Genomic DNA, 23,869 nt, shown 5'->3' on the forward strand with positions numbered 1-23,869 from the left:
GCCATCGGTGCTGGACTTGGTGTCGGAGGAGCGCTCCGCGGCAGCGGCGCGGAGCGCCCCGTAGCTCGTCATGCCCGATCGGAAGACAGTCATGCCGCTCACGCGTCCAGCAGGCCCGCACCCGGGGCCGAGGGTCGTACATTCCTGCCGTGAATGCAGTACGAGCGTGAGAGGATCGCTCTGCGCCGGCAGTCTTGATTGAAGTCTTGACCAGGGCGCTTTCGCGGCAGACGGGGACACACGGGGGGACCGGGTGGAGTTATGCAGGTCAGTGTCTTCACGGTTAAGGCCAGGAGAATGGTGGCGCAGCCGTGCCGCCTTCGGTCGAAAAGCAGGCTACCCGAGTTCATATGCTTGTAAACAAGCGAGACTTGCGCCGCCGATGCGGGCGAGGATAGCGTTCATAACGCCTTCGGGGGTCGCGGGTTAGCGCTGCGATTGCGTAATCGGTGCACCACCGAGAACTCCGGGTCCGTCCAACGGTATTTCCATTCGGAAATATTCCGTTGTGTCACACGGGCCCGTTGAAGCACGACCAAGGCAACGGGGCACGGGGGAACTCATCATCAGTGTCAGTCTGGCACCGGTTTTTCGTCGCGGTTCACGATGCAAACCATCGACCGCGGCCGAGTGCTCAACGCCGAGCACCCCTCGTCCTCACCGCCGCCACCTCGGATCACTCAACGGAGGAGACATGGTCACCAATCTCGATGTGACGCTGCGGGACGGGGGCTACCGGAACAACTTCGACTTCTCGCTCGACTACGCCGTGCACCACGCCAGTGAGAGCGTGGCGGCCGGCGTCGAGTGGGTGGAGATCGGGTACCGCAAGGGATCCTTCCAGCCCAAGCCGGGCGTGGGGCTGACGGGCGTGGGCGCCGACGACTACATACGGGCCATGGCCGAGGTCATACCACCCGAGCGCATCTGCATGATCCTGCACCCGAAGAACATCGAGGACGACGACCTCACCCGGATGTTCGACGCGGGCGTGCGGCTCGTGCGGTTCTGCCTGCCGTCCAAGACGCCCGAGCCGGGGCTCACCATGCTGCGCAAGGCGGCCGACATCGGCTTCACCACCACCGTCAACATCACCCGCGTCAGCCAGCTCGACCGGCGGCGGCTCGTGGAACTCGCCGCACTGTCCGAGGACGCCGGCGCGGACGTCATCTACCTGGCCGACTCCAACGGCAGCCTGCTGCCGGACGAGGTCTCCCGCCTGGTCACCCTGGTGCGTTCGGTGACCGACGCCGCCATCGGCCTGCACGCGCACAACAACCTGGGCCTGGCCCTGGCCAACTCCATCGCGGCCGTCGACGCGGGCGCCACCTGGATCGACTCCTCGGTCCTCGGCATGGGCAAGGGCCCCGGCAACCTGATCACCGAGCAGTGGCTGGCCTACCTCGGGCGCGCCGGCCGGGCCGACCGCTACGACCTCGGCCGGATCCTCACGCTCGCGCACCGCATGGAGTCCGAGATCGCCGAGGCCAAGCCCTCGCTGCCGCTGCCCGACCTGGTCCTCGGCCACTTCGACCTCTCCGTGGAGGAGCGCGGCAAGCTGCCCGTGGACCACATCGGTGCGACCTTCAGCGCCGCGCGCGAGCTCACCTCCGCGGTGGTAGCGGCGTGACCTCGCAGTCCGCGACACCGGTGCCGACGCACACCAGCGCGTCGGCACCGGCCCCGGTCGCCGTAGACCTGGGCGACGCGCGGGCACCCCGCACCGCGTGCGTACTCGCCCCCGTCATGGCCCAGTGGGACCACGGGGCCTTCCTCGGACCCGTCGCCGGGGCACTGACGTCCGGCCACCGGGTGACGGTGTACGACACCCTGTCGCTGCTGCGCGAGGGCGACGACCTCGCGGCGCTCGCCGGCCGCTGGGCGGAGATCCTCCGCGCCGAGCAGCCCGATCTGCTCGTGGGCAACGCCCTGGGCGGCGCCGTCGTCCAGCAGCTCCTCGGCCGGCCGTGGACCCATCGGGCCCGCGTCGTCCTGCTCTCCGCCCCCACGGTGGCCGACGGGCTGCTCGACGCCACCCTGGAACGCATCGCCGCCGCCGTGACCACGCACGGCACCGCGACCGCACTGCGCCTGCTCGAAGAGGTGGTACGCGGCCCGGCGGGACCCGTGCCCGCCCGCGCGGACCACCCCCACCTCGACGACGACCCGCTGCGCGGATGGCGCCTGGCCACCGGACTGCGCCTGCTGCGCCGCGCCGACGCCCGCCGCGCCGTGGAGGCCTTCCCCGGGCGGCTGCTGCACGTCTACGGCACCGAGTCCCACCTCGTCCAGCACCACCACCTCGCCACCGGCCCCGGGCACGCCCGCGTCGGCATCCCGCGCGCGGGCATGCGCCCCCACGCCGACCAGCCGGAAGCCACCCGGCGGGCCATCGCCGCTTTCCTGGCACCACCCGTCAACGAAGAGGACACATGAGCAGCAAGACCGTCGCAGTCCTTCCAGGCGATGGCATCGGCCCCGAGGTACTCGATGCGGCCCTCCCGGTGATCGACGCCCTCGGCCTGCCCATCACCCTGGAACACGGGGACATCGGGTGGGAGTTCTGGCGCACCGAGGGCGACCCGGTACCGCAGCGCACCTGGGACCTGATCGGCCGCAGTGACGCCGTCCTGCTCGGAGCCACCACCAGCAAGCCTGGGCGCGAGGCCCTCACCGACCTCGAACCGCACCTGCGCGAGCGGGCCCCGCGCTATGTCTCCCCCATCATCCAACTCCGCCAGCGCCTCGATTTGTTCGCCAACCTCCGGCCGGTCGAGAGCTACCTCGGCGGCACCCCGTACCGCTTCTGCGTCGTACGCGAGAACACCGAGGGCCTCTACGCCGGACTCGACTGGGACCGGGTGCCCGAGGAACTGTGGCCGCTCGTCGCCGGCCACCCCAACGCCCGCCTGAGCGGCCCCGACGGCACCACGGCCAGCGTGCGGATGCTCACCCGGCACGGCCTCGACCGGATCCTGCGCTTCGCCTTCGAGCACGCCCGGGCCCACGGGCACCCCCGCGTCACCCTCGCCGACAAACCGAACGTCCTGCGGCACAGCAGCGCGTACGCCCGCGAGCGGCTGGAGGAGATCGCGGCGGACTACCCGGAGATCGAGTACGAGATCCTCAACGTGGACGCCGTCGCGCTGTGGATGGCCCGGCGGCCGGAGCGGTTCGGGGTCGTCGTCGCCGAGAACATGTTCGGCGACATCCTCTCCGACCTCGGCGGCGGCGTGATGGGCGGACTCGGCCTCGCGCCCAGCGCCAACATCGGGGAGAACGGCAACTACTTCGAGCCGGTGCACGGCAGCGCCCCCGCCCTCGCCGGCACCGGCCGGGCCAACCCGCTCGCCGCCTTCCTCACCATCGGCCTGCTCCTGGAACACCTCGGGTTCGGCGAGGCCGCGGACGAGGTGCGGGGCGCGGTCTCGCACGTCACCCGCCGCCGCGACCGGGTGACGTACGACCTCGGCGGCAGCGCGACCACCACCGAGTGCGCCGCGTCCGTGCTGGACGCCTGCCGTGCCGTACCGCGCGCCCACAGCGCCGCCGTCGTCACCGTCGGGGACGAACTGCTGCGCGCCGCCCTGGAGGACACCAACGCCGGTGAGGCGTCCCGCAGGCTCGCCGCGCGCGGTGTGCCGGTCCGGATCCGGCACACCGTCGGTGACGACGAGGCGGCGATCGCGGACGCCGTGCGCGCCTCCATCGGCCGGGACGACGTGGTCGTGGTCATCGGCGGCCTCGGCCCCACCTCGGACGACGTGACCCGGACCGGTGTCGCCCGCGCCGTCGGCCTGCCGCTGGAGCACCGCGAGGAGGCCTGGCAGGGGGTCGTCGAGCGGCTCACCCGCTTCGGGGTCGCCGTCCACGACGACAACCGCCGCCAGGCGCAGTTCCCGCAGGGCGCGGACCTGCTGCCCAACACGGGCGGCACCGCCTGGGGCTGCCGCCTCGGCATCCAGGGCACCACCGTGGTGATGCTCCCCGGCCCGCCGCGCGAGTGCCTGCCGATGCTCGACGCCGTACTGCAGAGCGGCCTGCCTCACCTGCCCGAACCGGAGCCCGTCAGCACGGTGTTCCGCCGCACCCTCGGCGTCATCGAGGCGGACGCCGCCGCCGCGGTGGACGCCCTCGTCCGGGACCTGGGGCTGCACGTCAAGCCCGCCTACCGCTGGCACTACCCGTACGTGGACGTCCGGATCGACTGCCCGCCCGACAGCGCCGCGGAGCTCGCCAAGCGGCTGGACGACGCGCTCGGGGCGTATGTGGTCACCAGCCGGGAGCGCACCGCCGTCCAGGAACTGGCCGAGCTGCTCGACGCCCGCGGCCTGGCCCTGGCGGCGGACGACCGTGTCACCGGCGGCCGGTTCGCCGCCGAGCTGGCCGCCGAACGGCGCCCGGCGCAGGCCGGGACCGCATCCGGCCACCTCTCCGTGACGCTCGACGCGAGCTGGGACGGCGGCGGCCCGCAGGACCACACCGGCACCGTCCGCCTCCTGTGCACCCTGAACGACCGCGGACAGGAGCACACCGGTGAACTGACCGTCCCCAACCGCGGCCCCGAAGTCGTCGCGTATGCCTGCCAGTTCGCCGCCTGGACCCTCGCCCGCCGCCTCGTGGAGGAGACCGCATGACCACCGCACCCGCCGGCCCCTTCCTGGACGGCGCCCTGCGCGCCCGCCTGGCCCGGCTGGACACCGCCGCCCTGTCCGACGCGATGGACAGCCTGCGGGCGGCGCCCTGCGTGCTGCCGGGCATCGCGGCACGCGTTCCGGGCACCGTGGCGTTCGGCCCGGCGTTCACCGTGCGCTACCGGACCCTCGAGGAGGACGGCGCCTTCCACAACGCCGCCAACTACATCGACGACGTACCGCCCGGCGCCGTGGTGGTCGTCGACAACGGCGGCACCGGCGCCTGCACCAACTGGGGCTCCCTGCTGACCTCCGTGGCGCTGCGCCGGGGGGTCGCGGGCACCGTCGTACACGGCGCCGTCCGTGATGTGCGCGAGACCCGCGAGGCCGGATACCCGCTGTTCAGCTCGGCCGTCACCATGGTCAGCGGCAAGAACCGGGTGGTGCTGGACCGCACCGGCACCGCCCTGGACATCGCCGGCACCGTCGTCGACCCCGGCGACCTGGTCTTCGCCGACGACAACGGCGCGCTGCGCATCCCCGCCGGCCTCGTCGAGGAGGTCGTCCGCCGGGCCGAGGCGGTCGAGCGCACGGAACGGCGCATCCGGGAGGCCGCCCTGGAGGGCACCCGGCTGGACGAGGCCCGGGCCCGCTTCGGCTACGCCCGCCCCTGGGAGGACGAGGGGCACGATGACGCCCACTGACCCCCGGCCGGCCACCCCGGCACAGGCCGGGTTCGTCGACGTCCACTACCACGTCGGCCCCGACGCCTACGTACGACGGCACACCGCGGCCTCGGCCGGGGCCACTTACGCCGGGCTCGGCGGTTGGGTGGTCCTGAAGAACCACCTGGGATCCACCGCGGCCCAGGCGTGGGAGGCCCGCCGGCAGGGCCTGCCCGTCTCGGGGTCGATCGTGCTCAACGACATCGCGGGCGGCCTGGATCCCCGCGTGGTCGAGCAGGCGGTGATCCAGCACGGGGACGACAGCGGTCTGCGGCTCATAGTCCACCTCCCCACGGCCACCGGGCGCGCCCACAAGAGCCGTCTGGCCCGTACCCCGGCCCACCCGCTGCTGGCCCGGGAGGGCCTGCGCCCGCTCACCGTCACGGACGAGGACGGCACGCTCCGCCCCGAGGTGCGCGAGATCCTGCGCATGGCCCGGGACCTGCCGCTCGTGATCTCCACCGGCCACGCCGACGGACACGAGGTACGGCTGCTGGCCGAGGAAGCGGTGCGGCTCGACGTACGTCTGATGCTCAACCAGCCGGCCAACCCGATGACCGGCCTGACCTGCTCCGACCTTCTCGACATCGCGTCGGCGCAGCAGGTCTGGACCGAGCAGACCGCACTCACGTACCTGCTGGGCTACCAGGACTGGGACGACTTCTCCGCCGTCCTCGCCCGGGTCCCGCGGGTGGTCTACAGCTCCGACCTGGGGCAGACCTCCCAGATGGACATCGAGGAGTGGCGGACGAGCAGCCGGGACTGGTTCGCGAAGGCGGGCCTGGACGAGGCGCGGATCACCGAGATCGTCCGGGACGCGCCGCTGAGGATGCTCGGCGTGTGAGCCGGCGGGCGTGACCGCGTGCCACCGCCCCGGGCGGGCCCGGCATCCGGGCCCGCCCGGTCGCCGTCTCACGCACCCCGGGAGCGCCGTGTCACCCGGTCCAGATGCCCCTCGAACACCTCCCGCGCCTCAGGTGTCAGCGTGCGCAGCGCCACCAGGGCCGTGATCACCACGTCGCACAGTTCCGCCTGTACGTCCTCCCAGGTGTGGGTGACGCCCTTGCGGGGGTTCTGGCCGGTCGTGCCGATGATCGCCTCGGCGACCTCACCGACCTCCTCCGAGAGCTTCAGGACGCGCAGGAGGAGGCCCTCGGTGCCGGGGTGTTTGCGGGTGGCCTCCAGGCGGGCCCAGATCTCGTCGACGGCCGGCCAGAGGGCGTCGGGGGCGTCGGCGGTGTCCGTGATGGCGGCGGTGTCCTGATCGGTCATGCCCCGCAGCCTGCCACGCGCCCGAGAGCCGCCACCAACGCCCGGCAGACCGCGGGGAAACGCCGGCTACTCCTCGAACTCCTCGAACAACACCTCCTGCTCACCCTCCACCTTGGCGCGGACCCGCTGGTTGCGGGCCCCGATCACCACCGCCGTGGCCGCCGCCGTGACCCCCAGGGCCAGCGGCACCATCCAGCCGCGGTCGAAGACATGGCCGAGGGCGTGGTCCAGGGAGAGGCGGCCCGGGCCCGCGATCGCGAGGCCCGTCGCCGCGAGGCCCAGGCTCGCCGCGTGCTCGTAGCCGCCCTCCTGGGCGAAGAAGCCGCTGGGCGCGTGGACCGCCGACGCCCCCGCCATCGCCCCGGCCGCCGCCGCGCCCGCCGCCGGGGTCGCCAGGCCCAGGGCGAGCAGGGCGCCGCCACCCGCCTCCGCGAGGCCCGCCGCCGTCGCACTCGCCCTGCCGGGTGCGTAGCCGACGGACTCCATGAACTGGCCGGTGCCCTCCAGACCGTGCCCGCCGAACCAGCCGAACAGCTTCTGCGCGCCGTGCGCGGCCAGCACCCCGCCGGTCCCCAGCCGGAGCAGCAGCAGTCCCAGATCACGTCGGTCGTAACAGCTCACGGTGACTCCCACGCAGAGGGGCGGACACATGGACGGGTTCCTCCCGCGCATCCACCGTCGCAGCTGTGACACCCGTGAGCCCGTCCTGGCGGGCGTTCGGGTGGCGGGTGAGGCGCGGCGGTGTGAGCCTGACGCCATGACGATTCAGCCAGCCAGACTCAGCGACCCGGCCGTCCGGGCCTTCGTCAACGCCGTCAACTCCCATGACCGCGAGGGCTTCATGGCGCTCCTCGCCCCCGGCGCGACCATGTCCGACGACGGCTCCGACCGTGACCTCGCCGAGTGGATCGATGAGGAGATCTTCTCCTCCCACGGCCATATGGAGGTCGACAAGGAGTCCTCCGGCGGCCGGGCCCTGCTGGCCCGCTACCGCAACGACACCTGGGGCGAGATGCGCACCCGGTGGACCTTCACCGTCGCGGACGACGGACGGATCTCCCGCTTCGAGACCGGACAGGCATAAGGAGCGCCCGGGTTCGCCGGCCACGGGGTTGCGGCCGAGTGGCGGAGCGGCCCCGCCAACGAGGCGGATCATCATATTTTCATAAGGCGGCACATTCCCGGCCGTTCCGCCCTGTGATCGAGGAATCCCCTGCTGGGCGCGGTGTACGGTCCCGGGGTGCGTGAATGTTCCCGCCCCAGCCGGCGTGCCCTCCTCGGACTGACGGCCGCCGCCCTTCCGTTGTCCACGGCCACCGAGGCCGCCGCGACCACCGTCATCGGGGGTGAGCGGCTGGCCCGTAACGGAGTCCAGGTGCGCGGCGCCTCCGGACTGCCCGGCAAACTCACCGCCCGCTCCTGGCTGCTCGCCGACGGCGAGAGCGGCGAGGTGCTCGCCTCGTTCGGCGCGCACCGGCGGCTCGCGCCCGCGTCCACGCTGAAGATGCTGTTCGCGGACACCGTGCTGAAGAAGTTCGACCGCACCGAGCACTACAAGGTCACCGACGCCGACCTCGCCGATGTGCCGGCCGGCTCCAGCCTGGTCGGCATCAAGCCCGGCATCACCTACACCGTCGAGCAGCTGTGGCAGGGCGTGTTCCTGCGCTCCGGCAACGACGCCGTGCACGTCCTCGCGCACATGAACGGCGGCATCGCCAGGACCGTCGCCGAGATGCAGGCCAAGGCGGCGGACCTGCAGGCCCTGGACACCCATGTGGTCAGCCCCGACGGCTTCGACCATCCGGGCCAGATCTCCTCGGCGTACGACCTCACGCTGTTCGCCCGCCACGGCCTGAAGAACCCCGACTTCCGCGGTTACTGCGGCACGAGGACCGCCGACTTCCCGGCGGGCGGCAAGAAGACCTTCCAGATCCAGAACACCGACCGTCTGCTGACCGGGGCGTGGGGCCTGAAGGCGTACGACGGCCTGATCGGCGTCAAGAACGGCTACACCAGCAACGCCGGCAACACCTTCACCGGTGCGGCCACGAGGGGCGGACGCACCCTGCTGGTGACGGTCATGCATCCCGCCGAGGGCAGCAACGCCGTCTACGAGCAGGCCGCCGCGCTGCTCGACTGGGGCTTCGGGCGCGGGCGTTCGGCGCAGGCCGTGGGCACGCTGGTCGAACCGCTCAGCGAGGGCGGGGCGAGCGCGAGTGCGGCGCCCGCGCGCAAGGCGGCCCAGGCGGCGGCCGGCGCGCCCGGCATGGGCTCCGGCGGGTCGTCGCCCCAGCGGGTGGCGGAAGGCGTGGGGCTCACGGCGCTGCTGCTGACGGCGGGCGCGGTGATGGTGGTGAAGCGGCGCCGCAGGGCGGTCGCGACGTACGCGGCGGCCGAGCCGGAGCCCGGGGCCGTGGAGGACGGCGGGACGGCGGAGCCCGGCGGCCGGCACCGGCGCTGAACAGTGCGGTGGCCGTTCCACCGGCCGGCGTGTACCCCGCGTCCCGCGCGAGGTCCACCCCCAACTCCCGCCCGGTGGAACGGCCGCCGCCTCCCCCCTCGGTGTTGGCCGCGGAATCCAGGCGCTCCAAGTGTGAAGTTCCTGTGGAGGAGAGTTGAGCATATGTGCTCGACCGGCCGCAATAGCGCGGATGTTCCAATTCCGTTTGTGGTAATGGGCCGGTCCCGCCCGAAGTGGGCCTCAGCCCCGCCCGATGTACGGCATCGCCGTCGCCAGCACCGTCGCGAACTGCACGTTCGCCCCCAGCGGCAGCTCGGCCATGTGCCGCACGGTGCGCGCCACGTCGGCCACGTCCATCACCGGCTCGGGGGCCACCCGGCCGTTCGCCTGGAGCGCCCCGGCCTGCATCCGGGCCGTCATGTCGGTCGCCGCGTTGCCGATGTCGATCTGGCCGACCGCGATGTTGTACGGCCGCCCGTCCAGCGACAGCGACTTGGTCAGGCCGGTCAGCGCGTGCTTGGTCGCGGTGTAGGCGACCGAGAGCGGACGGGGCGTGTGCGCCGAGATGGAGCCGTTGTTGATGATCCGGCCGCCCTGCGGGTCCTGCTCCTTCATCCGCCGGTACGCCGCCTGCGCACACAGGAACGCCCCGTTGAGGTTGGTGTCCACCACGTGCCGCCACGCGTCGTAGGACAGCTCCTCGACCGGGATCCCGCCGGGCCCGAAGGTCCCCGCGTTGTTGAACAGCAGGTCCACCCGCCCGAACCGGTCCACCGTCGCCGCGAACAGCGCGTCCACGTCCTCGGGCCGGGACACGTCGGTGCGTACGGTGAGACCGGCGCCCCGCGGCACCAGTCCCGCCGTCTCCTCCAGCGTCTCGGTACGCCGGCCGGCCAGCGCCACCGACCAGCCGGCCCGCAGCAGTTCCACGGCGACGGCCCGCCCGATGCCGGAACCGGCGCCGGTCACCACCGCGATCTTCGATTCCCTGTCAGTCATGGCTCCGCAGCGTAGGCCGCGAGTCCGCCATGCGGAATGCCATGTCCGTCATACGGTTATCCGGGCGCGCTTCACCGATCGCCCCGCGCTCGCTCATGTGTGCCCCGGCAGTCCGTACGAGCTGAGAACATAGGGGCCGGTCACGTCCGACAGGTGACCTCTGATCAAGGGAGGGGCGCATGCACGAGCGCACGGCGGCACCCACGTCCTCGCCTGCGCCCGCGCGGGCGACAGCGGCGCGCCGCACCGGCCTGCTCCTCACCCTCGTCCTCGGCGGCCTGACCGCGACACCCCCGCTCGCGATGGACATGTACCTCCCGTCCCTGCCGGAGGTCACCGGGTCCCTGCACGCGCCCGCCGCCACCGTCCAGCTCACCCTCACCGCCTGCCTGCTGGGCATGGCCCTCGGGCAGCTGATCGTCGGCCCGATGAGCGACCGCTGGGGCCGCCGCCGCCCGCTGCTCGCCGGCCTCGCCGTCTACGTCCTCGCGACCGCCCTGTGCGCCCTCGCGCCGAACGCCGGGACACTGGTCGCCTTCCGGCTGGCGCAGGGCCTCGCGGGCGCGGCGGGGATCGTCATCGCCCGGGCCGTCGTACGCGACCTGTACGACGGCATGGCCATGGCCCGTTTCTTCTCCACCCTGATGCTGATCTCCGGGGCCGCGCCGATCGTGGCCCCGCTGATCGGCGGGCAGATCCTGCGGGTGACGGACTGGCGGGGCGTGTTCGTGGTCCTCACGGCGATCGGCGTGCTGCTCGCCGCCCTCGTCCGGCTGTGCCTGCCGGAGACCCTGCCACCCGCCGACCGGCACGGCGGGGGAGTGGGCGAGGCCCTGCGCTCGATGCGCGCCCTGCTCGCCGACCCGCCCTTCACCGGCTACATGCTGGCCGGCGGCTTCGCCTTCGCCGCGCTGTTCGCGTACATATCCGCGTCCCCCTTCGTGATCCAGGAGATCTACGGCGCCTCCCCGCAGACCTTCAGCCTGCTGTTCGGCCTCAACTCGGTCGGCCTGGTGATCGCCGGACAGGTCAACGGCAAGGTGCTGGTCGGCCGGGTCGGCCTGGACAAGGTGCTGGCCTGCGGCCTCGCGCTGATCGTGGCCGCCGCGACCGCCCTGCTGCTGATGTCCACCGGCGCCCTCGGCGAGGTCGGCCTCGCCCCCGTCGCCGCCGCGCTCTTCGTCCTGATGTCCGCCATGGGCATCACGCTGCCCAACGCCCAGTCCCTCGCCCTGCTGCGCACCCGGCACGCCGCGGGCTCCGCCGCCGCGCTGCTCGGCACCTCCTCCTTCCTCGTCGGCGCGGTCGCCTCGCCGCTCGTCGGCGTCGCCGGAGAGCGCACCGCCGTACCCATGGCGGTGGTCCAACTGGTGGGAGCACTGGTCGCGACGGCCTGCTTCGTGGGAATGTGCCGTCCCTGGAGCACACGTGGGAACACCTGTGCGGGGCCGGAGGGAGACGAGAACTGAGCGCACCGAAACTGCGCGCCGACACACCGGAACGGGCCGGGCTCGATCCCGAGGAACTCGGGCACCTGGTCGGCGACGTGCATGCCCTCACCGCCGGAGACCGCCCCTGGGCGGCCGGCGCCGTCGTGCTGGCCGGCCGCGGACCCGTGATCGCCGTGGCCGAGGCCGCGGGCTGGGCCGTGCGCTACTCCGCCTACGACCCCGAGACCGACAGCGGCGTCGAACTGCCGCCCGCCGCCCGGGTCCCGGCCACCGTCGACACGCCCTTCGACCTGGCCTCCCTGACCAAGCTGTTCACCGCCGTCGCCGCCGTGCAGCAGATCGAGCGCGGCACCCTCGGCATGGACGCCCGGGTCGGCGACTACCTGCCCGACTTCCACGCCGCGGCCGCCCACGGCATCACCGTCCGGCAACTGCTCACCCACACCTCCGGGCTCCGCCCCGAACTGCCGCTGTACGACTGCCGCGACGACGCCTCGCGCCTGTCCCTGCTGCGCGCCGAGCCCCCGACGAGCGAGCCCGGCCGCCACCTGTACTCCGACCTGAACATGCTGCTGCTCCAGTCCGTGCTGGAGCGCCTCACCGGGCGGGGCCTCGACGTCCTCGTCCAGGACGGCATCACCCGCCCGCTCGGGATGACGGCCACCTGCTTCGGGCCGTGCCCCGGCGCCGCCGCCACCGAGGACCAGCGGCGGCCCTGGGCCAAGGCCGACCGCGGGATGCTGCGGGGCGTGGTCCACGACGAGAACGCCTGGGCGCTCGGCGGCGTCGCCGGCCACGCCGGGCTCTTCTCCACCGCCCGCGACCTGGCCGTCTTCTGCCGCGCCCTGCTCGCCGGCGGCTCCTACGGCCCCGCCCGCATCCTCGGCCCCGACTTCGTCGAACTGCTGCTGACCCCACCGGGGCTGGGCTTCGCCGTCGACCAGCCCTGGTTCATGGGCGCGCTGTCGGGACACGGGGCGGCGGGACACACGGGCTTCACCGGCACGTCCGTCGTCCTCGACCCGAGGACGGACACGTTCCTCGTGCTGCTGGCCAACACGGTCCATCCGCGGCGCAGGACACCGGACAGCGGACCGCGGGCGAGACTGGCGACCCGACTGGCGAGGGCGGTGATCTGAGGGCGGCCGGCCGGCCGAGCGGGACCCGATGACGGTGCCTTTCCAGCCGACCCATGGGCCGGACCTGCCGGGGGCGGGCCCCAGCAGGTCCGCCACCGCCGCCGCGCGCCATAGAATCTCCGGGTGAACGCCCCCGTACCACCGGCCGAAGCCCTCCGCAGGAGCCTCGCCGACCTGCTCGACGGACTCCCGCCCAGGCAAGCGGCCGGCGCGGTCGAAAGGCTCATCGCCAACTACCGGGGCGACACCCCGACCCACGCCCCCATCCTCCGCGACCGCGCCGACGTCGCCGCGTACGCCGCCTACCGCATGCCGGCCACCTTCGAAGCGGTCCACTCGGCGCTGGAGGCGTTCGCTGCGACCGCCCCCGACTGGACGCCCCGCAGCCACGTCGACGTCGGCGGCGGCACCGGCGCCGCCACCTGGGCCGTCACCGCGACCTGGCCCGGCGAGCGCGGCGTCACCGTGCTGGACTGGGCCGAGCCCGCCCTCGCCCTCGGCCGGGAGATCGCCGCCGCCAACCCTGCCCTGCGCCACGCCCGCTGGCAGCGCGCCCGGATCGGCGCCGGCCTCACCCTGGACGACACCGATCTCGTCACGGTGTCGTACGTCCTCAACGAGCTCTCCGAACCCGACCGCGCCGCCCTCGTCGACACCGCCGCGGCCGCCGCGCGGGCCGTGGTGATCGTGGAGGCCGGCACCCCGGCCGGGTACGCCCGCGTGATCGAGGCCCGCGACCGCCTGATCCGCGCCGGACTGCACGTCGTCGCCCCCTGCCCGCACAGCGCCGCCTGCCCCATCGAACCCGGCACGGACTGGTGCCACTTCTCCGCCCGGGTGAGCCGTTCCTCCCTGCACCGCCAGGTCAAGGGCGGCACCCTGCCGTACGAGGACGAGAAGTTCTCGTACGTCGCCGCCACCCGGCTGCCCGCCGCCCCGGCCCCCTCCCGCGTGATCCGCCGCCCGCAGATCCGCAAGGGCCAGGTGCTGCTGGACCTCTGCCGGAGCGACGAACACCTGACCCGCACCACGGTCACCAAGCGCCACGGCCACCTGTACAAGGCGGCCCGGGACGCGGAGTGGGGAGACCGGTGGCCGCCGGAGGGCTCGCCGGAGGAGCCGTCCGCCTAGCCGCCGTGGCTTGTTAGCGTCGGCGCCATGGTCAAGAAGCCCGCCCCCGACGCCACCCGTCGCAGCGAGAAGTCCCGCAGAGCGATCTACGCCGCCGCCCTCGCCCTGGTCGGTGAGGTCGGCTACCCGAAGACCACCGTCGAGGCGATCGCCGCGCGGGCCGGGGTCGGCAAGCAGACGATCTACCGCTGGTGGTCCTCCAAGGCGGACGTCCTGCTGGAGGCGTTCCTCGACCTCTCCGCGCAGGCGGCACAGGAAGCGGGGCAGGAGCCGTACGTCATCCCGGACACCGGCGACCTCGCCGCCGACCTCAAGACGGTGCTGCGGATCACGGTGGACCAGCTCCTCGACCCGCGCTTCGAGGTGCCCTCCCGGGCGCTGGCCGCGGAGGGCGTCCTCAACGAGCAGGTCGGCCGCGAGTTCGTCGAGCGGCTCCTGGAACCCCAGCTTCAGCTGTACGTCTCCCGCCTGCGCTCGGCACAGGACAGTGGCGCGGTACGGGGCGACGTCGACCCCCGTATCGCCCTGGAGCTGTTCGTCTCGCCGCTCGCGCAGCGCTGGCTGCAACGTACGGGGCCGATCTCCTACGACTACACGGACACCCTCGTCGATTACGCACTGCGGGGCATCGCACCCCGTTGACCGCCCGTCCGCCCACCCGTGATTCCCGGTACCAGACCCCCGAAGCGCATGAAGATGGGACGATAAGGCACACTGTCCGCACACCAGCGAGGCGACCACCAGACTGAGGCGATAGATGAGCGCGACGTTCGGCGGCCGGTCCGGCCGGCAGGGCAAACTCTCCCGGTGGCTGCGTGGACGCCGCCCGAAGGAGGCCGCCGCCGGCGACGGCGGCCGTGCGGCCCTGCTGCTCGCCGCCGCCGAGGCGGGCCTGCCCCTTGCCCCCGCCGCGCACCCCGCCCCCGGCTACCGCTGTTCCTGCGACCGCGTCGGCTGTCCCACCCCGGCCCGGCACCCGGTGTCGTTCGCCTGGCAGACGCAGTCCACCACCGACCGCGCCCAGCTCGAACGCTGGGCCCGGCACCAGCCGCAGGCCAACTTCATCACCGCCACCGGCATGGTCCACGACGTCCTGGACGTGCCCCTGGCGGCCGGCCGGGAGGCGCTGGAGCGGCTGCTCACCACCGGGGTCGAGGTGGGGCCCGTCGCCGAGAGCGACGACGGCCGCATGCTGTTCTTCACCCTCACCCGCGGCACCCCCGAGGACGAGGACGAGTGGTGGCCCTGCGAGCTGGACTGCCACCCCGAGACCATGGACGAGCACCCCGGCCTGCGCTGGCACTGCCGGGGGTCCTACGTCCTCGTACCGCCCGCCCGGCTCCCGGGCGACGACCAGCAGGTGCGCTGGGTACGCGGTCCGGAGCATCCGCTGCCGGACCCGCTGAGCCTGCTGGAGTCGCTCACCGACGCGTGCGCCCGGTATGCCGGTACAGAGGGCACGGCCTGGCCCCTGCGGCACTGAGCGCCGACGGGGGTGTCACGCCCCCTGCGCAGACGTCAGGCCCGGTACCCGGCTCACCACCGACACCTGACCGGCGCCCGGCGGGTCCAGGGCGGCTTCGGCGGACATGAACTCCATCGTCAGGGACTGCTTGACCTCCCCCTCGGTCAGCGCCTGCACGTCCTTGCTCTGCGGCGGCACGGTGGTGCCGGGGGCGGCGGTCTGCTTCTCGTAGTGGTGCGTGGTGAAGAACACCAGTGCCCCGCCGCCCACCGTACGCAGCGCCAGCGGGGCGTAGTCCCCGCTCGTCAGCGGCCGGTCGATGAACTGCGTGACCAGGCCCGGCTTGCGCGCCCGCTCGGCCCGGCCGGCGCGCTCGCGGCTGGTGTACAGCCCTTCGGTGAAGGTCTGCCCGCCCTTGTTCAGGTAGGTCGCGTAGTCCTCGCTCAACTTCCCCGGAGCGACGGCGAGTTGCCCGGAGCCGGCCGGTACGGCCGCGGCCCAGCCGTCCTTGTCGGTCTCGAACTCCGGTACGCGGCCCGGATCGACGAGGGTGACATACGCCACCCGCCAGCGCTGACCGAGGTCGCCCCGGGTGAACACCATCAGCCAGCGCTCGTTGCCGGTCTTGTTGCCCTTCGCGTCCGCGACGAACCAGCGCGGCCAGCCCGCCTTCCGGGGGATCGTGATCTTCACGTCCGACAGCTTCAGCGGCACGTAGTCGGGGTTGCCGGACGGGCTGTTGGCGTGCCCTGCTTTCAGCCGCGCCGCGGTGATGTCGGCGAACGGGCCGGTGAGGTAGGGCGCGTCCAGGGAGTTGTCGTAGGCCTTGTCGGCCTTGTTGTACGCGGTCGTGAAGGCGGTGACCGCCTTGGCGGCCTCGGCACGGGTGGCGGTGGGGAGCACCTCCCGCTCCCCGTGCACCACCACGCACCCGCTCGTCGTCAGCGACAAAGCGGTCAGTGAGGCCGCTATGAGTGCGTTACGGTCACACCTGCGGAGCCTGCGCGGGCTGCGATCCCTGCTCATCGAGTCCCTTCACCTTCCCCTTTCCGGAGGCGAACCCTACCGGGGCGAGGAAGATCGCGAGTGCCGGGATCAGGTACAGCGGCCACACCGTGACCCGGCGCATGCGCCGGCCGGGCCGGTGGTGGCAGGGTGACCGGCATGGCGAACGCGCGCAGGGAACTGCCGGGGGCCGCCCGGCTGGTGCTGGACATCGAGGACCGCCCGGGGCCGCCGCAGCTCCGCTTCGAGGCCACCGGGAACGGACGGCTGACGGCGATCCGGCAAGGGGAGCGCCCCGTCCTGCTCGGCGCGCTCACCGGCGACGGCTGCTGCCACGACCTGCACCTGCACCGCCTCGACGGCTACCGTTCACCACTGCCGCCGATCGAGTCGGCGCGCATGCGCTCGGAGGTCAACTGGGTCCACCAGTACGCCCGTTGGCTGGAGGCGAGCGGCCAGGGCCCCTGGTACGACGGCCGCTGGGAGCTGTCGCCGCGCACCGTCTTCGAACCGGCCGTCTGGACGGCCGACTTCGTCCGGGACTGGCCCGGCGGGCTGCTGGAGCTGTACTGCGGCGGAGGCTGGCACGGCATCCTGCCCCTGCGCAGGCTCTGCGAACCCGACGCCGCGCGCGTGAAGGCGTACCGCAAGCACGTCCGCGACGGCACCCTCGCCCCCGTCCTGCTGTGGTGGGCGCCCTCCCTCGACGGCTGGCTGATCCTCGACGGCCACGACCGCGCCGTGGCCGCGCTGGCGGAGGGGCGGACCCCGCCGTGCGTGGTCCTGACCCGGCTGCGCGACGAGGAACTGTGGCGCCGGGACGCCGAGGAGATGACCGAAGGCCATCGCCGGCGCATGGAACGGCTCGCCGCGCGCCCCGCCACGCCTGGGACCGAGCGGCAGCGGGCGGCCATGGAGCAGGGCTACGGCCGAGCCCTGGCCGACCTGCCCTACGAGCCCTCGGGCATCCGCACCTGGCCCCTGCCCGGCGGCGCCCCCGCCTGGCGCGCACTCGCCCGTGCCGCGATGTTTCAATTCCCCGGTGACTGACTACGACGTACTCCGCGTCTTCTGCGGACCGAACGGCGGCTACGGCAACGAACTCGGCGTCGTCCGCGATGGCTCGCGGCTGCCCGAGCGGAGCGACCGGCAGGCGCTGGCGGCCAAACTCGGCTTCAGCGAGACCGTGTTCGTGGATGACCCCGAGCGCGGTGTGATCGACATCTACACGCCCACCCTGCGCCTGCCGTTCGCCGGTTACCCCTGCGTCGGCACCGCCTGGCTGCTCGACGTGCCGGAACTGGTCACGCCCGCCGGAGTCGTGGGCACCCGGCTGGACGGCGAGTTCAGCTGGATCGAGGCCCGCGCGGAGTGGGCGCCGCCGCGCACCCTGCGGCAGTACGGCAGCGCCGCCGAGGTCGACGCCCTCGACGTACCCCCGCCGGGGGAGTGGATTTACGCCTGGGCCTGGGAGGACGAGGCGGCCGGCCGGATCCGCGCCCGCGCCTTCCCCGGCCGGAACGACGGCATCGACGAGGACGAGGCCACCGGCGCCGCGGCGATCCTCCTCACCGATCGGCTGGGCCGCGCCCTGAACATCACCCAGGGCAAGGGCTCCCAGATCCTCACCGCACCCCAGCCGCACGGCTGGGTGGAAGTCGGCGGCCGGGTGGCCCTGGAACGCCAGGGCCTCTAGGCGCTCAGCGGGAACTCCTCGCCCAGGTCCCGGAAGACGGCCGTGTTCAGCGCGAACGCCCGCTTGCACTCCGCCGTGACCCGCTGCTTCTCCAGCTCGTCCACGTCGACCGCGTCCAGCAGGTCGCGGTAACTCCGCTTGAACGCGGCCGGGTTGGAGATGCCCTCGAAGACATAGAACCGGACGCCGTCGCCCTTCTTCGCGAAACCCCAGGTCTTCTCCGCCCGGTCGCGGATGATCTGGCCGCCGGACAGGTCGCCCAGATAGCGGGTGTAGTGGTGGGCGACGTAACCGCCGGGCCAGCGCTCGGCGCACTCGCGGACCCGGTCCGCGTACGCCCGGGTCGCGGGCAGCGCGGACAGGCCCGCCCGCCACCCGGCGCCCCGCAGATGCGCCAGGTCCCGCTCCAGCGCCGCCAGCCGGAACAGCTCGGGCCGGACGAACGGCCCCGCCACCGGGTCCGCCGCCAGCCGTCCGGCGCCGCTCTCCAGCGCCTCGTACACGAACCACAGCTGCTCGGTGTAGCGCGCGTAGGCGGCCACGCCCAGCCGGCCGCCCAGCAGATCGCTCATGAACGTCGACGTCTCCGCCTCCACGTGCTGCTCGTGGGACGCGGTGCGGATGAGGGCCGAGAACGACTCCATGAACACTCCTCGGTTTGCCGACCTGCTGTCGGTAAGTTTACCGACGGCCTGTCGGAAAAACACCAGGGACGGGGTCAGGGTCTGGAAAGCCCAGCTCGGGGCATGAAAAAGGCCCGCCCTCCGAAGAGGGCGGGCCGAAGCCGGGGGCGCCGCGTCACGGCAGGGTCAGGATGTCCGCGCCGGTCTCCGTCACCACCAGCGTGTGCTCGAACTGGGCCGTCCGCTTGCGGTCCTTCGTCACGACCGTCCAGCCGTCGTCCCACATGTCGTACTCGTACGTGCCCAGCGTCAGCATCGGCTCGATCGTGAACGTCATGCCCGGCTGCATGATCGTCGTCGCGTGCGGGCTGTCGTAGTGCGGGATGATCAGGCCCGAGTGGAAGGACGAGCTGATGCCGTGCCCGGTGAAGTCCCGCACCACGCCGTATCCGAACCGCTTGGCGTAGGACTCGATGACCCGGCCGATGACATTGATCTGCCGGCCCGGCCGGACCGCCTTGATCGCGCGGTTCAGGGACTCCCGGGTCCGCTCCACCAGCAGCCGGGACTCCTCGTCCACGTCCCCGACCAGGTAGGTGGCGTTGTTGTCCCCGTGCACCCCGCCGATGTACGCCGTCACGTCCAGGTTCACGATGTCGCCGTCCCTGAGGACCGTCGAGTCCGGGATGCCGTGGCAGATGACCTCGTTGACCGACGTGCACAGCGACTTCGGGAAGCCGCGGTAGCCCAGCGTGGAGGGGTAGGCGCCGTGGTCGCACATGTACTCGTGGGCGACCTTGTCCAGCTGGTCCGTGGTGACCCCCGGCGCGATGATCCTCGCGGCCTCCGCCATCGCCTGCGCGGCGATACGGCCGGCGGTCCGCATCGCCTCGATGGTCTCGGCGGTCTGCACCTCCGGCCCGGTGTACGGCGCCGGCGCGGGCTTGCCGACGTACTCGGGGCGGCGGATGTTTCCGGGTACCGAACGGGTGGGGGACAGTTCCCCCGGTACGAGCAGTGACTGGCCAGACATGCGGCGAGTCTATCGAGCGGAGTTGGGGGATCATGTCGTTGGCGAGAGGAGCTGGTCATGGCCCTGTTCAAGAAGCGCACCGCCGGCAAGCCGGGCGAGTGGTACTACTGCCTGGAGCACAAGAAGGTCGAGGAGGGCCCGGACTGCCCGGGCAAGGACCGCTTCGGGCCGTACGCCTCCCCGGAGGAGGCCCGGCACGCGATGGAGACCGCCGCCGAGCGCAACCTGCAGTGGGAGAACGACCCGCGCTGGCACGACGCGCCGGCGGGCGGGAGCGACGAGGAGGAGTGATCACACCTGGGTGGGTACGGCGGCGGCGCGGCGCTCCCGCATCCGTACCGCGTGCTCGTTGGTCCGGGCGTCGTACGTCATGAGTCCCGGCAGACAGAGCGCGAGCAGGCCCATGGCGCCCGCGCACGCCAGCCCGCCGGAGGCGACGGAGGTCCGTACGCCCGCCCAGGCGGCCAGGCCGCCCGCCCGGACCTGGCCGAGCTGAGGGCCGACCGAGTACGACAGCAGCTCGATCCCGGCGAGCCGGCCGCGCAGCTCGTCCGGGATCGTCTGGTTCCACATGGCCGACCGGAAGATCCCGCTGACCATGTCGAAGCCGCCGCCGACGGTCAGGAGGACGAGGACCAGCCACACGTTCCCGCACACCCCGGCCGCCGCGACCGCCAGGCCCCAGCCCGTGGCCGCCAGCACCACCATCAGCCCGTGCCGGTGGATCCGGGAGGCCCAGCCGCTGGTCAGGCTCACCAGCATCGCCCCGGCCGGGACACCGGCGTACATCAGGCCGAGCGCCCAGTCGGCGTGCAGCTCGTCGGCGAGGAACGGCAGCACGGCCAGCGGCATCGCCAGGAACATCGCGGCGAGGTCGACGACGTAGGTGCCGAGGAGTTCCTTGCGGCTCCAGGCGTAGCGGGCGCCTTCCAGGATGGCGCCCAGCGACGGCTTCGACGCCTCGTGGGAGGCGGGGGAGGGGGCGATCCGCACGATGTACGCCAGCGAGACGGCGAAGGTCAGCAGGTCGGCGGCGTACGCCCAGCCGAGGCCCGCGTAGGCGACGACCACGCCCGCGACCGCCGGTCCCGCGACTCCGCCGACGGTCCAGCGCAGAGAGTTCAGTGAGGCCGCGGCGGGCATGTCGTCGTGGGCGACGATCCGGGGCCACAGGGAGTCGAGTGCCGGGCGCTGGACCGAGACCAGGGCGGAGGAGAGGGCGGCGACGGCGTACAGCGGCCAGACCGCCGGGTGCGGGAGCAGGGCGTTGAGCAGCAGGGCCGCACTCAGCACCCCCTGCCCGGCCTCCGTCCACACGATGAGCCTCCGCTTCTCCAGGGCGTCGGCGAGGGCGCCGCCGTAGAGTCCGCACACGATGAGGGGCAGCAGTTCCACGGCGCCGATCGCGCCGACCGCTGCGGTCGACTCCGTCAGGTCCTTCAACTGGACCGGGAGCGCGACGAAGGTGAGGAAGCTGCCGAAGTTGCTGATCAGGCCGGACTTCCAGAGGCGGCGGAAGTCCGCGGAGGCCTTCCAGGGGGAGAGGTCGGGGAGGAGGGCTCGGTTCACTTGACGCATGCTCGGGTGGCGGGCGGGCCGGGGCAACTCCCTTTCGCCCACCTACCCATGTCACCAAGGGGCAGGCGGCGGTGCCGTCAGGATTTCCGCCAGCCTCGACAGGCGGTCACGGAAGCTCCGCTGAACCCTCGCGGAGCCCGCGTTCTCCCCGGCCGCCGCGCTGACCAGGTGCTGGACCGAGTCCAGGTCCAGCTCCGCCCCCTCCGGCACGGCCAGCGTGTCATGGGCCATCGCGGCAAGCTCGCCCCCGCCCGCGCCGAGCGCCAGCACGGTCACCCCGGCCCGGCGGGCGTCGTGCACCCGCTCCAGCAGCGGCGCGGGCTCCTCGGGCGCCACGACCAGCAGGGTCTCACCGCGCCGCGCCGCCTCGATCCGGCCCGGTCCGACGGCCAGGTGGGGCGGGTCGCAGGGGCGCGCGTGATGCCGTACGAGAGTCGGAGCCAGCTCGGGCGTCCCGGACCACGCGGCCTCGTCCACCAGGTGCGCGGCCAGATGCCACGGCTCGTACTCCGGCGTGCCCACCAGCAGCAGCCCGCCCCCGTGCGCCACCACCGACCCGCGCAGCACCCCCGCGAATCTCCGGGTGGCCCCCAGCCACTCGGTCCCGGCGAGCACTTCGCGCAGCAACGCGACCCGTACGGCGTCCATGCGCCCGCATCCTGCCGCAACCGGTCACTCGTGACGCGGAGTTCACCGGGAATTAGCCCGCCCCGGGGACATACACCGCTCACCGTACGAACCCATCCCACCCCGAACCGATCCCACCCCGAACCGATCCCCGACCCGGTCCGATCCCCCGCCCCATCCCCAGGAGCCCCCATGACCGACACCACCGTCCCCTTCCGCGCCGGAGACGGCGGTTATGCCAGTTTTCGGATACCGGCGGTCGTGCGCACGGGTGCCGGTGCGCTCCTCGCCTTCTGTGAGGGCCGGGTCGGTTCTGCGGCCGATCACGGGCATATCGAGATCGTGCTGAAGCGGTCCATGGACGGCGGCCGTACCTGGGGTCCGCTGCAAGTCGCCGCGCGCAACGGCACGGACCTCGCCGGGAACCCCGCCCCCGTCGTCCTCGACACCGGCCGGATCCTGCTCGTGCACATCCGGGCCGCCGCCACCGCCGCCGAGGACGCCATCCTGCGCGGAAGGGCCGAGGACGCCGAGGCGCGGCGGGTGTGGGTGCAGCACAGCGATGACGACGGGGTGACCTGGTCCGTGCCGAGGGAGATCACCGCGCTGGTGAAGAAGCCCGGCTGGCGCTGGTACGCCACCACCCCCGGCCACGCCCTCCAGCTCGGCCGCGGGCGCGTCCTCGTCCCCGCCAACCACAGCCTGCCGCCCACCGGCACCGACACCGGCGCCGAGCCGCAGTACCACAGCGGTCACTGCCTGCTCAGCGACGACCGGGGCGAGAACTGGTTCCTCGGGTACGTCGAGGAGAGCACCGACGGGTACGTCAACGTCAACGAGACCACCGCCGCCGAACTCCCCGACGGCCGCGTGTACTTCAACACCCGTAACGACGGCCGGTCGCACGGCAGCCGCGCCGACGCCCACTCGGACGACGGCGGGCAGTCCCTCGTCACCCCCTTCCGGCCGCAGGCCGGACTCACCGCACCCGTCTGCGAGGCCTCCGTCCTCCAGCTCCGCGACCCCGACCTGCTGCTCTACTCCGGCCCGGCCGACCCCGCCTCGCGCGCCCTGATGACGATCCGGGCCTCCACCGACGGCGGCACCACCTGGCGTACCGCGTTCACCGTCGACGGGCTGCCCGCCGCCTACTCCGACCTGGTCCGCGTCGACGCGGACACCGTCGGGCTCCTCTACGAGACCGGCGACGCCGGCGCCTACGAGACGATCACCTTCCGCCGGGTCCCGGTAGCGCGGCTCACCTGAGCCGGTGCCCTGCCCGCCACGGACGTAGAGTCGCCCCCATGACCTCTACGACCTCTTCCGACAGCGCACAGACCCCCGGCAAGGCCCCCGCCAGGGACCCCTGGGACCTGCCCGACGTCTCCGGTTACGTCGTCGGCGTGCTCGGCGGCACCGGACCGCAGGGCAAGGGCCTCGCCTACCGGCTCGCCCGGGCCGGCCAGAAGGTGATCATCGGTTCCCGGGCCGCCGAGCGCGCCCAGGCCGCCGCCGGTGAGCTCGGCCACGGTGTCGAGGGCGCCGACAACGCCGAGACCGCGCGCCGCAGCGACATCGTGATCGTCGCCGTACCGTGGGAGGGGCACGGCGACACGCTGAAGTCCCTGCGCGACGAACTCGCCGGCAAGCTCGTCGTGGACTGCGTCAACCCGCTCGGCTTCGACAAGAAGGGCGCCTACGCCCTCAAGCCCGAGGAGGGCAGCGCCGCCGAGCAGGCCGCCGCCCTGCTGCCGGACTCCCGCGTCACCGCCGCCTTCCACCACCTGTCGGCCGTTCTGCTCCAGGACCCGGAGATCGAGCGGATCGACACCGATGTGATGGTGCTGGGCGAGGAGCGCGCCGATGTCGAGCTCGTACAGGCCCTCGCCGGGCGCATCCCCGGCATGCGCGGCGTCTTCGCCGGGCGGCTGCGCAACGCCCACCAGGTCGAGTCGCTGGTCGCGAACCTGATCTCCGTCAACCGCCGCTACAAGGCACACGCCGGGCTCCGCGTCACGGACGTGTGACCC

At 72.8% G+C, this 23,869-nt stretch carries 25 protein-coding genes and 1 pseudogene; 17 read left to right on the forward strand and 9 right to left on the reverse strand.

Going from position 1 to position 23,869, the window contains the following annotated elements; translation table 11 throughout:
* Nucleotides 1-694: 694 nt before the first annotated feature.
* From BFF78_RS29760 to BFF78_RS29780, 5 genes are read left to right on the forward strand one after another with little or no spacing between them, the layout of a single operon-like run.
* Nucleotides 695-1,630, forward strand: coding sequence for a beta/alpha barrel domain-containing protein (locus BFF78_RS29760; RefSeq protein WP_069781226.1), 936 nt, complete (start codon nt 695-697; stop codon nt 1,628-1,630).
* Nucleotides 1,627-2,436, forward strand: a complete 810-nt coding sequence (locus BFF78_RS29765; RefSeq protein ID WP_079161533.1) for an alpha/beta fold hydrolase — start codon at nt 1,627-1,629, stop codon at nt 2,434-2,436. The genes BFF78_RS29760 and BFF78_RS29765 overlap by 4 nt, the downstream gene beginning before the upstream one ends.
* A complete protein-coding gene (locus BFF78_RS29770; RefSeq protein ID WP_069781227.1) occupies nt 2,433-4,637 on the forward strand; it encodes an isocitrate/isopropylmalate family dehydrogenase in 2,205 nt (734 codons plus the stop codon). Before BFF78_RS29765 ends, BFF78_RS29770 begins: the two co-directional genes overlap by 4 nt.
* Complete coding sequence (locus BFF78_RS49540; protein ID WP_069781228.1) at nt 4,634-5,338, forward strand: RraA family protein; 705 nt, start codon at nt 4,634-4,636, stop codon at nt 5,336-5,338. The genes BFF78_RS29770 and BFF78_RS49540 overlap by 4 nt, the downstream gene beginning before the upstream one ends.
* A complete protein-coding gene (locus BFF78_RS29780; RefSeq protein ID WP_069781229.1) occupies nt 5,325-6,203 on the forward strand; it encodes a DUF6282 family protein in 879 nt (292 codons plus the stop codon). The genes BFF78_RS49540 and BFF78_RS29780 overlap by 14 nt, the downstream gene beginning before the upstream one ends.
* Before the next feature lie 68 nt (nt 6,204-6,271).
* Here BFF78_RS29780 and BFF78_RS29785 read toward each other — a convergent pair whose 3' ends face one another.
* Both BFF78_RS29785 and BFF78_RS29790 read right to left on the reverse strand, forming a co-directional pair.
* A complete protein-coding gene (locus BFF78_RS29785; RefSeq protein WP_069781230.1) occupies nt 6,272-6,631 on the reverse strand; it encodes a MazG-like family protein in 360 nt (119 codons plus the stop codon).
* 66 nt (nt 6,632-6,697) lie between these two features.
* Nucleotides 6,698-7,252, reverse strand: a complete 555-nt coding sequence (locus BFF78_RS29790; RefSeq protein ID WP_069783895.1) for a DoxX family protein — start codon at nt 7,250-7,252, stop codon at nt 6,698-6,700.
* Between the two features lie 136 nt (nt 7,253-7,388).
* On the opposite strand from BFF78_RS29790, the gene BFF78_RS29795 reads away from it, so the two are divergent.
* Nucleotides 7,389-7,715, forward strand: a complete 327-nt coding sequence (locus tag BFF78_RS29795) for a nuclear transport factor 2 family protein (RefSeq protein WP_069781231.1) — start codon at nt 7,389-7,391, stop codon at nt 7,713-7,715.
* 156 nt (nt 7,716-7,871) lie between these two features.
* Nucleotides 7,872-9,092 (forward strand): D-alanyl-D-alanine carboxypeptidase family protein, encoded by a 1,221-nt coding sequence (locus tag BFF78_RS29800; protein WP_193433559.1) that lies wholly within the window; start codon nt 7,872-7,874, stop codon nt 9,090-9,092.
* Nucleotides 9,093-9,332: 240 nt separating this feature from the next.
* Here the strand turns inward: BFF78_RS29800 and BFF78_RS29805 are convergent, their stop codons facing one another.
* Nucleotides 9,333-10,091 carry an SDR family oxidoreductase gene (locus tag BFF78_RS29805; RefSeq protein WP_069781232.1) on the reverse strand — a complete coding sequence of 253 codons (759 nt, stop codon included), beginning with the start codon at nt 10,089-10,091 and terminating at the stop codon, nt 9,333-9,335.
* A gap of 179 nt (nt 10,092-10,270) precedes the next feature.
* Between BFF78_RS29805 and BFF78_RS29810 the strand changes: the two genes are divergently transcribed.
* From BFF78_RS29810 to BFF78_RS29830, 5 genes are all read left to right on the forward strand, one after another.
* Nucleotides 10,271-11,560: a multidrug effflux MFS transporter gene (locus tag BFF78_RS29810; protein WP_069781233.1), complete on the forward strand. Its 1,290-nt coding sequence runs from the start codon at nt 10,271-10,273 to the stop codon at nt 11,558-11,560.
* Nucleotides 11,500-12,681 carry a serine hydrolase domain-containing protein gene (locus tag BFF78_RS29815; RefSeq protein ID WP_193433560.1) on the forward strand — a complete coding sequence of 394 codons (1,182 nt, stop codon included), beginning with the start codon at nt 11,500-11,502 and terminating at the stop codon, nt 12,679-12,681. The genes BFF78_RS29810 and BFF78_RS29815 overlap by 61 nt, the downstream gene beginning before the upstream one ends.
* 123 nt (nt 12,682-12,804) lie before the next feature.
* Nucleotides 12,805-13,812 carry a small ribosomal subunit Rsm22 family protein gene (locus BFF78_RS29820; RefSeq protein ID WP_069781234.1) on the forward strand — a complete coding sequence of 336 codons (1,008 nt, stop codon included), beginning with the start codon at nt 12,805-12,807 and terminating at the stop codon, nt 13,810-13,812.
* 27 nt (nt 13,813-13,839) lie between these two features.
* Nucleotides 13,840-14,454 (forward strand): TetR/AcrR family transcriptional regulator, encoded by a 615-nt coding sequence (locus BFF78_RS29825; RefSeq protein WP_069781235.1) that lies wholly within the window; start codon nt 13,840-13,842, stop codon nt 14,452-14,454.
* A gap of 115 nt (nt 14,455-14,569) precedes the next feature.
* Nucleotides 14,570-15,295, forward strand: coding sequence for a bifunctional DNA primase/polymerase (locus BFF78_RS29830; RefSeq protein WP_069781236.1), 726 nt, complete (start codon nt 14,570-14,572; stop codon nt 15,293-15,295).
* Nucleotides 15,296-15,310: 15 nt separating this feature from the next.
* On the opposite strand, the gene BFF78_RS29835 is transcribed toward BFF78_RS29830, so the two are convergent.
* Nucleotides 15,311-16,303 carry an SCO2278 family lipoprotein gene (locus BFF78_RS29835; RefSeq protein WP_079161535.1) on the reverse strand — a complete coding sequence of 331 codons (993 nt, stop codon included), beginning with the start codon at nt 16,301-16,303 and terminating at the stop codon, nt 15,311-15,313.
* Nucleotides 16,263-16,400 (reverse strand): annotated as a pseudogene (locus BFF78_RS48495) (iron transporter); the annotation flags it as partial. The gene BFF78_RS29835 and the pseudogene BFF78_RS48495, both read right to left, overlap by 41 nt.
* 41 nt (nt 16,401-16,441) lie before the next feature.
* Between BFF78_RS48495 and BFF78_RS29840 the strand changes: the two are divergent.
* A complete protein-coding gene (locus tag BFF78_RS29840; RefSeq protein WP_069781237.1) occupies nt 16,442-17,332 on the forward strand; it encodes a hypothetical protein in 891 nt (296 codons plus the stop codon).
* Nucleotides 17,325-17,978 (forward strand): PhzF family phenazine biosynthesis protein, encoded by a 654-nt coding sequence (locus BFF78_RS29845; protein WP_069781238.1) that lies wholly within the window; start codon nt 17,325-17,327, stop codon nt 17,976-17,978. The genes BFF78_RS29840 and BFF78_RS29845 overlap by 8 nt, the downstream gene beginning before the upstream one ends.
* Here BFF78_RS29845 and BFF78_RS29850 read toward each other — a convergent pair.
* Together BFF78_RS29850 and map are read right to left on the reverse strand one after the other, a co-directional pair.
* On the reverse strand, nt 17,975-18,622 hold the full coding sequence (locus tag BFF78_RS29850) for a biliverdin-producing heme oxygenase (protein ID WP_069781239.1): 648 nt from the start codon (nt 18,620-18,622) through the stop codon (nt 17,975-17,977). The genes BFF78_RS29845 and BFF78_RS29850 overlap by 4 nt on opposite strands.
* A gap of 154 nt (nt 18,623-18,776) precedes the next feature.
* A complete protein-coding gene (gene map / locus BFF78_RS29855; RefSeq protein ID WP_069781240.1) occupies nt 18,777-19,634 on the reverse strand; it encodes a type I methionyl aminopeptidase in 858 nt (285 codons plus the stop codon).
* Between the two features lie 57 nt (nt 19,635-19,691).
* Between map and BFF78_RS29860 the strand changes: the two genes are divergently transcribed.
* Nucleotides 19,692-19,925 (forward strand): hypothetical protein, encoded by a 234-nt coding sequence (locus BFF78_RS29860; protein WP_069781241.1) that lies wholly within the window; start codon nt 19,692-19,694, stop codon nt 19,923-19,925.
* Here BFF78_RS29860 and BFF78_RS29865 read toward each other — a convergent pair whose 3' ends face one another.
* Nucleotides 19,926-21,203 (reverse strand): MFS transporter, encoded by a 1,278-nt coding sequence (locus BFF78_RS29865; RefSeq protein ID WP_069781242.1) that lies wholly within the window; start codon nt 21,201-21,203, stop codon nt 19,926-19,928.
* Between the two features lie 60 nt (nt 21,204-21,263).
* Nucleotides 21,264-21,860, reverse strand: a complete 597-nt coding sequence (locus BFF78_RS29870) for a hypothetical protein (RefSeq protein ID WP_069781243.1) — start codon at nt 21,858-21,860, stop codon at nt 21,264-21,266.
* Nucleotides 21,861-22,031: 171 nt separating this feature from the next.
* On the opposite strand from BFF78_RS29870, the gene BFF78_RS29875 reads away from it, so the two are divergent.
* On the forward strand, nt 22,032-23,105 hold the full coding sequence (locus BFF78_RS29875; RefSeq protein ID WP_069781244.1) for a sialidase family protein: 1,074 nt from the start codon (nt 22,032-22,034) through the stop codon (nt 23,103-23,105).
* 38 nt (nt 23,106-23,143) lie between these two features.
* The gene (gene npdG, locus BFF78_RS29880) at nt 23,144-23,866 is read left to right on the forward strand and encodes an NADPH-dependent F420 reductase (protein ID WP_069781245.1); all 723 of its coding nucleotides are present in this window, start codon (nt 23,144-23,146) and stop codon (nt 23,864-23,866) included.
* Nucleotides 23,867-23,869 lie beyond the last annotated feature (3 nt).

Origin of the sequence: Streptomyces fodineus (genome assembly GCF_001735805.1) — a bacterium.
Classification (GTDB): Bacteria; Actinomycetota; Actinomycetes; order Streptomycetales; family Streptomycetaceae; genus Streptomyces; species Streptomyces fodineus.

Coding starts and splice junctions, on each gene's coding strand:
- BFF78_RS29795 (WP_069781231.1), top strand. CDS start 7,389: ATGACGATTCAGCCAGCCAGACTCAGCGACCCGGCCGTCCGGGCCTTC.
- BFF78_RS29770 (WP_069781227.1), top strand. CDS start 2,433: ATGAGCAGCAAGACCGTCGCAGTCCTTCCAGGCGATGGCATCGGCCCC.
- map (WP_069781240.1), bottom strand. CDS start 19,634: ATGTCTGGCCAGTCACTGCTCGTACCGGGGGAACTGTCCCCCACCCGT.
- BFF78_RS29825 (WP_069781235.1), top strand. CDS start 13,840: ATGGTCAAGAAGCCCGCCCCCGACGCCACCCGTCGCAGCGAGAAGTCC.
- BFF78_RS29760 (WP_069781226.1), top strand. CDS start 695: ATGGTCACCAATCTCGATGTGACGCTGCGGGACGGGGGCTACCGGAAC.
- BFF78_RS29780 (WP_069781229.1), top strand. CDS start 5,325: ATGACGCCCACTGACCCCCGGCCGGCCACCCCGGCACAGGCCGGGTTC.
- BFF78_RS29805 (WP_069781232.1), bottom strand. CDS start 10,091: ATGACTGACAGGGAATCGAAGATCGCGGTGGTGACCGGCGCCGGTTCC.
- npdG (WP_069781245.1), top strand. CDS start 23,144: ATGACCTCTACGACCTCTTCCGACAGCGCACAGACCCCCGGCAAGGCC.
- BFF78_RS29850 (WP_069781239.1), bottom strand. CDS start 18,622: ATGGAGTCGTTCTCGGCCCTCATCCGCACCGCGTCCCACGAGCAGCAC.
- BFF78_RS29860 (WP_069781241.1), top strand. CDS start 19,692: ATGGCCCTGTTCAAGAAGCGCACCGCCGGCAAGCCGGGCGAGTGGTAC.
- BFF78_RS29870 (WP_069781243.1), bottom strand. CDS start 21,860: ATGGACGCCGTACGGGTCGCGTTGCTGCGCGAAGTGCTCGCCGGGACC.
- BFF78_RS29785 (WP_069781230.1), bottom strand. CDS start 6,631: ATGACCGATCAGGACACCGCCGCCATCACGGACACCGCCGACGCCCCC.
- BFF78_RS29835 (WP_079161535.1), bottom strand. CDS start 16,303: ATGAGCAGGGATCGCAGCCCGCGCAGGCTCCGCAGGTGTGACCGTAAC.
- BFF78_RS29810 (WP_069781233.1), top strand. CDS start 10,271: ATGCACGAGCGCACGGCGGCACCCACGTCCTCGCCTGCGCCCGCGCGG.
- BFF78_RS29830 (WP_069781236.1), top strand. CDS start 14,570: ATGAGCGCGACGTTCGGCGGCCGGTCCGGCCGGCAGGGCAAACTCTCC.
- BFF78_RS49540 (WP_069781228.1), top strand. CDS start 4,634: ATGACCACCGCACCCGCCGGCCCCTTCCTGGACGGCGCCCTGCGCGCC.
- BFF78_RS29840 (WP_069781237.1), top strand. CDS start 16,442: ATGGCGAACGCGCGCAGGGAACTGCCGGGGGCCGCCCGGCTGGTGCTG.
- BFF78_RS29875 (WP_069781244.1), top strand. CDS start 22,032: ATGACCGACACCACCGTCCCCTTCCGCGCCGGAGACGGCGGTTATGCC.